10 protein-coding genes are annotated in these 11,112 nt (G+C 60.8%); 5 read left to right on the plus strand and 5 right to left on the minus strand.

Translation table 11 applies throughout. The annotated features are described in order from the left end of the window. Window positions 1–72 precede the first annotated feature (72 nt). From ACLIRY_RS09775 to rquA, 3 genes are all read left to right on the plus strand, one after another. Window positions 73–783 (plus strand): LuxR C-terminal-related transcriptional regulator, encoded by a 711-nt coding sequence (locus tag ACLIRY_RS09775; protein ID WP_413205181.1) that lies wholly within the window; start codon window positions 73–75, stop codon window positions 781–783. Between the two features lie 58 nt (window positions 784–841). After that, window positions 842–1,279 (plus strand): type II toxin-antitoxin system RatA family toxin, encoded by a 438-nt coding sequence (locus tag ACLIRY_RS09780; RefSeq protein WP_413205182.1) that lies wholly within the window; start codon window positions 842–844, stop codon window positions 1,277–1,279. A gap of 175 nt (window positions 1,280–1,454) precedes the next feature. Next, complete coding sequence (gene rquA, locus ACLIRY_RS09785; RefSeq protein WP_413205183.1) at window positions 1,455–2,168, plus strand: rhodoquinone biosynthesis methyltransferase RquA; 714 nt, start codon at window positions 1,455–1,457, stop codon at window positions 2,166–2,168. Between the two features lie 131 nt (window positions 2,169–2,299). Here rquA and ACLIRY_RS09790 read toward each other — a convergent pair whose 3' ends face one another. From ACLIRY_RS09790 to ACLIRY_RS09810, 5 genes are all read right to left on the minus strand, one after another. Continuing rightward, on the minus strand, window positions 2,300–3,853 hold the full coding sequence (locus ACLIRY_RS09790) for a hypothetical protein (protein WP_413205184.1): 1,554 nt from the start codon (window positions 3,851–3,853) through the stop codon (window positions 2,300–2,302). A gap of 123 nt (window positions 3,854–3,976) precedes the next feature. Further along, window positions 3,977–5,431, minus strand: coding sequence for a hypothetical protein (locus ACLIRY_RS09795; protein ID WP_413205185.1), 1,455 nt, complete (start codon window positions 5,429–5,431; stop codon window positions 3,977–3,979). A 304-nt stretch (window positions 5,432–5,735) separates the two neighbouring features. Beyond that, window positions 5,736–7,244 (minus strand): ATP-binding protein, encoded by a 1,509-nt coding sequence (locus ACLIRY_RS09800; protein ID WP_413205186.1) that lies wholly within the window; start codon window positions 7,242–7,244, stop codon window positions 5,736–5,738. 207 nt (window positions 7,245–7,451) lie between these two features. Next, window positions 7,452–8,147 carry a class I SAM-dependent methyltransferase gene (locus ACLIRY_RS09805; RefSeq protein ID WP_413205187.1) on the minus strand — a complete coding sequence of 232 codons (696 nt, stop codon included), beginning with the start codon at window positions 8,145–8,147 and terminating at the stop codon, window positions 7,452–7,454. A 26-nt stretch (window positions 8,148–8,173) separates the two neighbouring features. Next, window positions 8,174–9,019, minus strand: a complete 846-nt coding sequence (locus ACLIRY_RS09810; RefSeq protein ID WP_413205188.1) for a hypothetical protein — start codon at window positions 9,017–9,019, stop codon at window positions 8,174–8,176. A gap of 138 nt (window positions 9,020–9,157) precedes the next feature. On the opposite strand from ACLIRY_RS09810, the gene ACLIRY_RS09815 reads away from it, so the two are divergent. Both ACLIRY_RS09815 and ACLIRY_RS09820 read left to right on the plus strand, forming a co-directional pair. Next, window positions 9,158–9,685, plus strand: a complete 528-nt coding sequence (locus ACLIRY_RS09815) for a YdcF family protein (protein ID WP_413205189.1) — start codon at window positions 9,158–9,160, stop codon at window positions 9,683–9,685. A gap of 176 nt (window positions 9,686–9,861) precedes the next feature. After that, window positions 9,862–10,911 carry a glycosyltransferase family 2 protein gene (locus ACLIRY_RS09820; RefSeq protein ID WP_413205190.1) on the plus strand — a complete coding sequence of 350 codons (1,050 nt, stop codon included), beginning with the start codon at window positions 9,862–9,864 and terminating at the stop codon, window positions 10,909–10,911. Window positions 10,912–11,112 lie beyond the last annotated feature (201 nt).

Raw genomic sequence — 11,112 nt, forward strand, 5'->3', positions numbered from 1 at the left:
GGGAACCGGTTTTAGGGTGGCTTCTTTCGCGTTTTCTTCAGGGGAACGTGGGGGGGCTGGCGGAGAACATTTGTGAGAATACTGATCGCCGACGACCACGAGCTGTTCCGCGATGGCCTGCGGATGGTGCTGTCTGATCTTTCGACGGATTTGGAGATCACTGAGGCCAGTACTTACGACGGTGCCCTGGGGCTCGTTGAGCGGGCGGAAGGCGATGATCCGTCGGTGGCCCCCTTCGATCTGATTCTGGTGGATCTGGTCATGCCGGGTCTGCCCTGGGTGGACGGGTTGGCCTCCTTGCGGGTTGCGGCGCCGCAGACACCCGTGGTGGTCCTGTCGGCCAACGAGGACCGGCGTCTCGTTTTGGAGGCTGTGCGGCTGGGGGCTTCGGGTTTTATTCCCAAGACCGCGTCGAGCAAGGTCATGATCCGTGCTCTGGATTTGGTCCTATCCGGGGGGGTCTACCTGCCCACGACCCTGCTTGATGAGAGCTCCATGCCGATGGCTTCTGCCTTGTCCGATCTTCCCGCTTCCGGCCCCCCTGCCTCTGGCCACTCTGGTTCCGGGGGACAGGACGGCACGGCGATGATATCTCCGTTGACCCCCCGTCAGCGTGATGTGCTGTCTTTGCTTGGCCAGGGGAAGTCCAACAAGGAGATTGCCCGACAACTGACCCTGTCCGAAGGGACCGTGAAGCTGCATGTGACGGCCATCCTCAAGGCCCTGAATGTCACCAATCGAACGGGGGCCGTCATCGCCGCCCAGCGCCTGGGGCTGACGTAATGGCGGCCTTTGTCCTGCACACTCTATCCTACCGTATTAAAGCGACCTTTTAACTGTCATGACACAACACCACGCCGAACGGGTTTTGCCTTTTAGCCGCCGCCAGATGTTCGATTTGGTCGCTGATGTGGAGCGTTATCCCGACTTCGTTCCCTGGTGGATCGCCGCCCGGGTCACGGGCAAGCGCCATCTGGTTTACCATACGGAACAGATCATGGGGATGGGGCCGGTCCGTCTTCGCTTCCAGTCGGACACGACCTTGCATCCCCCCGACCGTATTTCCGTGGTGTCCCATGGGGATGCCATCAAGGACATGAATCTGGTTTGGCGGTTCGACGAACATCCGGAGGGATGCCTGATCTCCCTGGACATGACCATGGTCTTGGGGGCCCGAAAACTGGAAAAGCTGTTGGCGGGAATGACGGAGGAGGCGGCGGTGAAACTGGTCGAGGCCTTTGAAAAACGCGCCCATGTCCTGTTTTCTGAGGACTTTTGAGAACCCAGAGTGGGATTGTGGTGCCGAGAATGTATCCCAAATTTCTTTCGCGACCGCGAAGGGCGGGGTATGATCGCCACCCTTTCCGATAGCCGTATCGGCTATCGCTCCCCCCAGTCGATTTTGCCCAATCGACCATCCTCTTCCCGCCCGGCCTAATCGGAGTGCCTCGCGTATGAACAAACCCCAAGGCCCTCTGTCCCGCCTGGATCCCGAAGCGGCAGTTATGGGACCCGAGCCCGACTATCTCCGTAAAACCTATACCTGGGCTTACCTCAATCCCCGTCACTTGCCCTTTCTGGATCGGGGGGTTGTTGTTTCGGCCATTCTTTGGGGAAATGCCAACCGGCTTATGGAGGCGGCCTTCCAGGAGTTCCAGCCGGGGGACGACGTGCTGCAGCCCGCAGCGGTTTATGGTCCGTTTTCCAAGCGGTTGGCCAAGCGGTTGGGGGCCGATGGGCGGTTGGAGGTGCGGGATGTGGCTCCCGTCCAGATTGCCTTCACCCAACGCAAGATGGCTGGCATCCCTGGAGTGACCGTGCGGCAGGGGAATGCGGCGGACCCCGTGGGGCGGCAAGTCGATGGCGTCTGCTGTTTCTTCCTGCTGCACGAAGTGCCCGATGACTGGAAGCGGCGGATTATCGGCTCCCTGCTGGACGCGGTGCGGCCGGGGGGGAAGGCGGTCTTCGTCGACTACCACCAGCCCGCAGCCCTGCACCCCCTACGCCCCATCATGTCCGGAGTCTTCCACTGGCTCGAGCCCTATGCCCTGGGGATGATGGGCAAGGAGATCCAGGAGTTTACGGACCGGGCCGGGGCATTCACCTGGCGCAAGGAAACCTACTTCGGCGGGCTTTATCAGAAAGTGGTGGCTGAACGGGCTGCTTGAGGTCGGGGAGTCGGGGGCTCCCCGCTTTGGCGCGGCCTGGGATGCCCCTTTCCCGGTGGCTTTTTTGTCCATCCCCGAGCCCATGGGCGGGAATGGCGCCCGAGCCCCTGGGCGGGAATGGTGCCTGACCCCTACATCAGCTTATCCTGCACGTGAAAATGCTGGTTCTCGATCTTGTTGAGCAGGACGCGGGCCTTGGGGAGCCAATCTTCCGCGCTCATCCCCGGGGGCATGGGGCAGAGCAGAGCGATGGTCGGTAAGGGACCGTAGCGGTGTTCGAATTCATGGAGCACCTTCATCTGTTCGCGTAGCAGGGAGCCCGTGCCGTTGCAGATGTCCTCCATCACCGTGCGTAGTGCCCGGAAGAACACGTCGACGCCATAGGTCATGTCCTTCAGCGCCTCCTGCCCCGGGCGCATGATGAATTGTTCGGCTCCGGCGATCTGGGACATGAGAAGCTTCTCCACCCGGCCGATTTTGGCTTGCTGGGCTGAGAGGGTCAGCATCTTGCAGCGGGCTTTAACATAGCGGTCCACGTCCGCCTTGCCGATCGAGCGCGCTTCCGTGCGGCCGTCGCGGAAGGCCATCAGGGCCTTGCGTTCGCTCTTGCTCATCTGGGCCATCAAGCCCTCCACCTGCTTGCCCATGCCCCCCTTGCGCATGCCCGACAACAGTTTGGAGCGGGCCGCCCAACGGGCAATCACCGTGGCCGCGTCGCGGGGTGCGATGCCGCCGAAGTGGAAATACTTCCGACATTTGGCCGCCACCGGAAACACCGGATCGGCGAAGTTCGCGAAGAGCTTGTCCATCACTCCCGTCTGTCCGGTTTCCTGGGCATAGGTGTAGCAAACCGCCGCCACCTCGCCCTCGCTCTCCTGGAAGCGGACTTCCTGTCGGACCTGCTGATACATGGCGGCAACAGTTGTCGGGAAGGTGTCGGGTTCAATCCGGTTATCGCTGAGGAATTTTTGGAACCGCGCCTTGCCGTCGGTGTCCTCCAGGCCAAGCTGGGCCTGCACCAGATGGCGCTCCAGGGCCTCGTTGACGTCAAGGCCCGCCAGATACTCGCCGATGGCATATTCCGCCACGTCTTTGAAGGAGGCCAGAGAGTTGCCGTATTTCACCTTCGGCAAACGGGCCTGCCGGGCGTCGGCGGAGGATTTGAAGGCTTGGACTGCCGATTGGGAGGTTCCTTTGTCCAGGTTGCTGACCCGGGTGGGATCGGAGATGGCGTTCAGGAACAGGTCCAGAGTATAGCCGAACAAACCGTTCCACAGGGGGTTGGAACTGAGGCGGTCGAGGGCCAGGAAGTCCGCTTGGGTGAAAATCTCCTGGTCGGCCAGATTGTGGAACAGGGCATCCATGACCCGGGTGGACCAGGCTGCGGGGGTGTCATTTTCCTTCCAACTGAACCAGGGGGTATGGTTCAGCCGCAGGAACAGGATGATGGCCTGCAATCCCACCTTTGGGTCCTTGGGCATGGGAATGCTGGGCTTGTTGCCCAGGGCCAGCTCCAGCATGGCGTCCATGGTGCCGATGCTGTTCAGGCGGATCAGGTTTTTCCCCTCCAGCAGGGCGGGATCGCGCAGCAGGTTGGGCGTTGGCGGTTTGGCTGCCGCTTCGGCCAGGATCTTCTCGCCATCAACACCGAACTTGGTCAGCATCTTGGCGATGCGACGGTTCATCGCTTGGGCCGATTCGGGGAGATCGCGGGGTGGGGCGGAGGCAGGGGGCGTTGTGGGAGGGGATTTGGGCTGGGATGCGCTGGGTTTGGTCATGGGTTTGGGGCGTTGCGTCATCGAGGAACCCTATGTCGCGCGAGCGGGTTTGGATGGAAGCGTGAACGTTGGCGGTAGGGGACCCTTGCGGCCCACGGATTTTGCCAGTTCCTGAATTTCGTTGAGTTCCTTCACCAGGTAATCGCGGACTTCTCCCTTGCTCAGGGTCAGGCCCGTGACCATGATTTTGGCCCGGGACTGGGAAATCATGTTGGCCTTGGCGGCCACAAACAGTTTCTTCTTGCTGCCTTCCGGGTCGGTCGCCAGATCCATCAGCGACAATCCGATCTTGTTGGGCAGGGCGGTGATGATCGCGTGCATATCGTTGGGCGCCAACCCCGCGAGCAGGTAGCGGATGGCCCGGAGGTCGTCACTGGTCACGGCGTAGTGAAAAACCGTATTCCCATCGCGGTCCTGCTGGAGAATCAGGGAGAGAAGAGGGTTCTCCGGAGCCGGGGAGGTCTTGTCAACGGTTACCGGTTTTCGAACCCGCTCGCCCCGGACCATATGGACGATCTTCAATTCGTCATTGCGCATGAGGCTCGAGATCTTGGCGAGATGGGTATATTTTTTGCTGGCCAATGTCTTGAACAGTAAGCCCTCGCCTGCCGCATCCCGCCGCAAGATACGTTTGGCAAGCAGGAGTTGGGCGTAGGTCTTCCGTGTTGCCACGTCGCTTGCACCCATGGTGGTCACCGTTTCGATGGTATTTTGCATCAGCAGGCGGAGCAGGTCGTCGAACATTGCGTGGTTGGAGATATCGATCAGCTTAAAGAACGGCGGTGCACTGTCTTTCTCGCCGATGTAATCGTAAAAGAGCCTGCAGGTGGCCGCGCGCAGGGTGGCGTCCGCCTGGGGCTGGATCGCTGTTCGCAGGATGTGTTGGCACAAAAGCCCTTTGTTCTTCTCGATATCGGTGGTGAACAGGAAGCACATCAGATTGGCGCGCTTCTGTTCGTCCTTCGTCCCTTCCGAGATGGCGCTTTCGATATTTTCGATGGTCAGGTGCTTGGTCTGAATCAGCGCGTTCAAGGACTGCCACCGGGGTTCGGGCAGCAACATTCTCGAGAGCGGCGACTGGCCCAGTTTGTTGCGCCGGGAGAAGTCGATATCCATGGACAGCAACTGGCGGGCCATGCGGAGCGTGGCCTTGCCTTCGTGTCGGCGCAGGGTGGACGCCAAATAGTGCCAAATGCCGTTGCCGTCATTGTCCTCGACGGTCAAATAGGCGTAAATCCGGGGGTCCTGCTCCATTTCCTTCCAATAGGAGAGGATTGTATCGAAAATAACGGCAGCCTCTTCCACATCCTCCAAGTGCAACCGATATTGCAGATAGGTTTCTCCATCCTCGCCCCGGGCCCTGTATAGGTCATCCGAATTCTCGTTGAATTTGATCCATTGCAGGAAGAAATGGCCAAAACGTCCGGATGAGGCTTTCTGGTGCCGGGTTTGAATGTCCTCGTGAATGTCTGCAACGGATTTCATGCTTCGTCTTTGTCCCCGGTAAAAGGTCGCCTGCATTCGAATATGGGTCGAAAAGCCTGCGGTGCGCCAGGGCGCGACCACGGGAAATCTTTGGTCTCCCACCGTTCGGTTTTGCCCCAATCCATATGGCGCCGCGACCGTTCAAACTAGATTTTGACAGGTCTCGCGTTCCAGCGCGAGCCATCACCGGTCTGATCGGGGGAACATTTACCGTTGGGTCGATCAGTGGGGGGCCGTCCCTCGTTTTGTCTCCAGTCTTCGATGTTATTTCCTCCTGTTTGCCCGGGTGTGGGTGTGTCGACCGTCACACCGGGGGAGAATGGCGGTCCGTTTCAGGGGGGCTCTGGGGGAAATGCACCGAAAATACTGTGCCCCGCCCTGGTCGAGACTTCAAGGAGAGGTCCAGGCCCAACAAGCGGGTGAGGCGATCCACAATGGCCAGCCCCAAGCCCAATCCCTCGCTGCGGTCACGGTCTTCCAGGTCCAGTTGGGTGAATTCCTCGAAAATTCGGTTCCGGTCGGCCTCGGCGATGCCGACACCGCTATCCCAAACCTGGATCATCAAGCCGTTGGAATGGCGGCGGGCGCCCAGGATAACGCCCCCCTCCTGTGTGTAGCGCAAGGCGTTGGAGAGCAGGTTGCGGAGAATTCGCTCCAGAAGGTGCCGGTCCGACTCCACCGTCAACGACGTGGGCGCGACGCGCAGCTCCAGGCCTTTGGCTCCGGCCGACGCCTGGAACTCCCGTCCGAGGCTTTCCAGAAGGGGGCCGATGGCGACGGTCTCCGATTTAGGTGTCACCACGCCGGCCTCCAGTTTCGAGAGGTCCAGTACGGCCCGAATCAGGCGGTTCATGGCCGCATGGCTGGTCTTCAGCTCCGCCACGGCCCGCTTGGCCCGATCGCTTTCTGCGGTGCGCCCGATCATGCCCGTATACATCATGGCCGCTTCCAGGGGTTGGAGCAGATCGTGGCCCGCCGCCGCCAGGAACTTGGACTTGGAGATGTTCGCCCGGACCGCTTCTTTCCGGGCTTGGTCGATTTCGCCGGTACGTTGGGCGATCTGCTCTTCCAGGGAGTCCTTCGATGCCCTTAAAGCCGTAGTCATGTGATTGAGTTGTTCGAACTGTCGGCGGATATGGCTCACCATGGGGCGGAAGATCAGCAAAACCTCCAGAAGCAAGGTGGTCAGGGTCAAGGTCAGAACAGCCGTTTCCAGCCGGTGAAGGCGGGTAAGGGCGGCCTCTCCTTCCTTCTGGTAGACGTAGACCAAGTCATCAAGATCCTGCAGTAAGGGGCCCGAGGATTCGGCAATCACCTGCCGGTAGGCGTCTGCCACGGCCGGATCGTCCAGCCGGGCAACGGGGGTTTTCAGAATGAGGCGAAGGTTGGAGATGAAGTGGGTAATCCGGTCGTCCAGGTTGGGAGTGCCGTCGTAATAGAGGGCGGAGACGGTATCGCTCATCTCGCGGGGCAGGTTCATCTCGGCGCTGCCTTGGGTCAGTCCCCGGTGCGATGCCTCGAACAGATCCACCGCTTCTTCCAGGGGGCGGCGGCAGTCTTCAATGGCGACCGGGCAACGCCCCGCAACCAGCCGCTCGGCGAAGAGGGTGCTCCGTTGGGACAGCATACGCTGGCGACCACTGACATTGACCACGGCCAGGGTGCGGTCGTGCTGGGCGACAAGCAGTTCGAAGGCGCCGTATGCCGAAAGAGCCAACAAGGCGATGACGGCGAGCGCCAAGGCATAACGACGGGTCATCCAGGCGGATGGCGCGTTGAGGGGAGAGAGAGGGGGGGGAGGAGTGCTCGCCATGCGCCGAGTCTAGCACGGGACGCCCGTCCCAAAAAGGCGCGGAGTAATTGCCCCAAAGGGGCATGGAGTAATTGCCCCAAAGGGGCATGGAGTAATTGCCCCAAAGGGGCATGGAGTAATTGCCCCAAAGGGGCATGGAGTGATTGCCCCAAAGGGGCATGGAGTGATTGCCCCAAAGGGGCATGGAGTGATTGCCCCAAAAAGGGGTCAGGCCTTGCGGAGCCAGCTTCCCCTTGTGGGTTGATCGAACAGGAAGCCCCCTTCGGGATGGGGGCGGCTCAGCCGGTCGAAGGCTGCGCGCAGGTCTCCGTCCAGATCATCGAAGGCTGCTGCCCGCTCCGGATTGGCCGCCACGATTGCGTTTCGGGTGCTGTCGTAGTCTCGACGCCGGGCCGGGTGGATGTGCACCTCCTCCTTCTCCAGGCGAAGGCCGACCTTATCGGCAGCGTGGAGGTGCTCCAGGGCGAAGGCCCGCACTTCCGTTTCGTCATCCACGGGGCGCAGAAACTCGAACAGGGGACCCTCGGCGATGGGTTCGGTGACGTACACCAGCCCGTCGGGTTTGATCACCCGGGCCGCCTCTGCCAGCGCCTTGCCCATCAGGGCCACGGGGACGTGGTGTAGACTGTTGAAAAAGACCACCACGTCCATGCTGGCGTCGGGCAGCGGCATGTCCTGCGCACCGCTGTCGAGCACCGCCATGCCCGGCAGAAGCGTGCTTGCCAGATAGCGTTCGATTTGCTTGGGGCTGACCTCCAGGCCCAGGACCACCCGGGCGCCGGCCTGGGCCAGCAGGCGGCTGATTGAACCGTCGCCGCAACCGACATCCAACACCGCCTTGTCCGTCACAGAAACGGCTTCGAGCAGGGCATCGGTGTTGCGCAGAACGCGGGGCGCAGTCATGGGGGATCCTTGTTTGCCGGGAGGAATTAAAGGATGTCGGGACGTTCGGGCCGGTATTGAACCTTGTTGCCTTTCTCGAAGGCTGCGACGAACTGGGCACATTGGCGCTTCCGACCGAGGGCGGCCGACAGGTGGTCATGGGGGACCGGCGGGCTGGACAGGTTGCTTTCTTCCATCATGGACCGGACCTTCTCCAGGAACTCCTTGAGGGACACGGCTTCGACCAGATCGGCGATGAAATTGGTGAAGGCCGACAGGCGGATCTTCTGGTCGGGTTGGTGGAAGGCCGAAACGGAGAACGACCCTGTGCGGCCCCCCCGGCGCTCCAGGACCGCAGCGCGCAAGTGGTTGGAGAACGGGGTGAAAACCACGGCAGTCTGGCTTTCATGCTGAACCACCACGTCTTCCACGGTGCCGAACAGAGATTTCGTTGCGTCCTTGATAATGTCGTCGGTCAAGTCCTCGCCCTTGGCGACCCGTTCGATCTGATCAATGGGCAGGGAGCCTTTGGTGGCGAAGGCCGTTTTGCCTTCCACATGGACGGAAACCCAGGACTCAGGCTGAAACCGACGTTCATAGTCGCTGCGCTTGCGGTCCCATAGGTCGTACCAGTCGACGGGGACTTCCCGGTGGAAGACCTGGGGGTCACGCAGGAACCGCTCGACCACCATCGATGCCAAGCGGAGGGTCGAGGAAATATTCTGTCCGCGGATGACCACCTGCTCCTTGCGGTGGGTTGCCATCAACTCCAGGATAACCCTGTTGGAACGAATAACGAAGGAGTTCTCCTGTTCAGGATTCGCAAGTGCGTCCCCAAACTGGTGAATGGACGTTTTTTCCCGGAACAGGGATATGGGTCCGATGGACGCCATGTCGCTATAATGTCTTTCTCGTAAGGATTGAACAAAGGTTGGGTTGGTATCCAAAAGATTCTGGGAGGCTTTCGAACGACCACCCCGGTTGTCCGATTTTCCGCTCGGATGATCAAGCGATTTTACCGAGGAGTGTTCATGATTACAGCTATCGTCGTCCTCGGAGCGCGCCGCGCCCAGGATGGATCCCCGTCCCGGGCGATGCGCCGACGGGTGGCCAAGGCCGTTCTTCAGGCCCGGGGATTCCCCGGAATCCCTGTGATTTTCAGTGGTGGAATAACCCGGGGAACGGTCAGTGAGGCCCGGGTTATGGCCGGACTTGCTGCGGCTGAGGGATTGAGTCCGGAACGGATCGTTTTGGAGGAGCGGGCGAGGAACACCCTGGAAAATGCCAGAGAATGCATCCTTTTGTTACAAAAGCGGGGAATCGAACGAATTCTGTTGATCACGGATGCCCCTCACATGCCCCGCTCTCTTCTATGCTTCCGTCTCTTGGGGGGAGGGGATATGACGGTTCTGCCGCGCCCGGCTCCCTGGCCCAGCCCTCTGAACGCCTTGGTCATGGCTGTACGGGAGGTGGCCGCTCTGGCGAGCTATCTGCCCAAGTTGCGCAAGGAGCGGTTGAGGATGGGCTTGACCAGCGGGCCTACCAACCCCGAGGCTTGAAATGGAGCCGGGAGTGAAATTGGTACATGGTGGATCAAATAGGGCTGGGGACACGACAGGGGGGGCTTTCCCGTCACGGGGCTTTGCCCCGTCCCCCACTGGGGCCGAAAGGCCCCAGACCCCAAGCCTAAAAAACACGCGACACTGTCGTGTACGGTGCAAGTAGGGACGCGGAGTTGGATATTCATTCTGTCGTCAGTGTGATTATTCCCAATCGGAATCGGGTTGGTTTGGTTCTGCGCGCCTTGTTCAGCGTCGCACGGCAGTCCTCAGTGGAGGTGGACTGTCTGATCGTTGACGATGGCTCCCAGGAGGACATGACCACCGTGCGTGCGGTCATCGAAGCGATGGGTGGGCGTTTCCTCCGGAATACCGGACAGCCAGGCGCTGCAACGGCCCGAAATCTGGGGGTCGAGGCCGCCCGGGGGCGTCATGTGGCCTTTTTGGATTCCGATGATTGGATGTTTCCGCAAAAACTGGCTGTCCAATCGGTCCTGGCGCGGAAGATCGAAGCCCTGGGCGAGCGGCCTGTGCTGGGTTGCGGCATGGCCTTCCTGAAGGGGGGGCATCTTTTCGGCTTCGTCCCCCCTCCCTACAAGCCGGGCACGGCCATTTCAGAATACCTTTATGCCCAGGGCGGATTGTTCCAAACCAGTTCCGTCTATCTGTCCCGGGAGCTCGCCCTGGAGGTTCCCTTCGATCCGACCGCAACCGTCCACCAGGACACGGATTTGATGATGCGGTTGCAGGAGGCCGGAGCCCATATCGCCGTAGCGCCGGAGGTCCTGGTGGTCATGGACGCAGAGCCTCGGCCCGATCGGATCACCGTGGATCCTCGTCGGTTGGAGGCCGCAGGGCAGTGGTATGAGATGCGGAAAGAGACCTGGTCCCGGGCGGCTCGCAAAGGCTTCCTCCGGCGCGATTTGGCGTTCCGTCTCGCTCACGCTGGGCGCCGTGGCGCGGCTCTTCGGTGTTACGCCAAGGGATTGGAACGGCAATCCTCTCCTTTGGAGGTGATGAGAGATGGGGTGATCCTGGCCCTTGGCGAAAGCCGGAGCGAGGCGCTTCGCCGTAGTCTCGCCCGCTTCGTAAAGCGCAACAATCACCTGCCGTCGGACGACCCCATGTCCCGCTTGCTGCAAGCTGATGAACAGCGGGCCGCCGCGATTTTAGCCGGAGAGTTGGACGCTGTGGAAGCCTTGGGGCAGATCCGCGAAGGCGGATAAGGATCGGAGAAGGAAAAGAAAGGAGGGAGACAGTTCTGCTGCCTCCCTCCTTTCTTATACCAAGCGGCGCGGGTTGAAACCCACGCCGCTTTTTTTTGCGTTCAAACGCCAGGCGGGCTTTTACGCGCCATAAGGCGCGGCGGCCACTTGGCCGCTTCCAAGGTGCGGTGAGTCAAACTCACCGCACCTGGGTATTACCTG

The sequence above is a fragment of the Rhodospirillum sp. A1_3_36 genome (assembly GCF_047263945.1).
In the GTDB taxonomy this organism is placed as follows: domain Bacteria; phylum Pseudomonadota; class Alphaproteobacteria; order Rhodospirillales; family Rhodospirillaceae; genus Rhodospirillum.

Bases quoted from the DNA above. Each gene is read 5' to 3' on its own strand.
- ACLIRY_RS09805 (WP_413205187.1), bottom strand. From the start codon at position 8,147: ATGACTGCGCCCCGCGTTCTGCGCAACACCGATGCCCTGCTCGAAGCC.
- ACLIRY_RS09815 (WP_413205189.1), top strand. From the start codon at position 9,158: ATGATTACAGCTATCGTCGTCCTCGGAGCGCGCCGCGCCCAGGATGGA.
- rquA (WP_413205183.1), top strand. From the start codon at position 1,455: ATGAACAAACCCCAAGGCCCTCTGTCCCGCCTGGATCCCGAAGCGGCA.
- ACLIRY_RS09795 (WP_413205185.1), bottom strand. From the start codon at position 5,431: ATGAAATCCGTTGCAGACATTCACGAGGACATTCAAACCCGGCACCAG.
- ACLIRY_RS09790 (WP_413205184.1), bottom strand. From the start codon at position 3,853: ATGAACCGTCGCATCGCCAAGATGCTGACCAAGTTCGGTGTTGATGGC.
- ACLIRY_RS09810 (WP_413205188.1), bottom strand. From the start codon at position 9,019: ATGGCGTCCATCGGACCCATATCCCTGTTCCGGGAAAAAACGTCCATT.
- ACLIRY_RS09800 (WP_413205186.1), bottom strand. From the start codon at position 7,244: ATGGCGAGCACTCCTCCCCCCCCTCTCTCTCCCCTCAACGCGCCATCC.
- ACLIRY_RS09780 (WP_413205182.1), top strand. From the start codon at position 842: ATGACACAACACCACGCCGAACGGGTTTTGCCTTTTAGCCGCCGCCAG.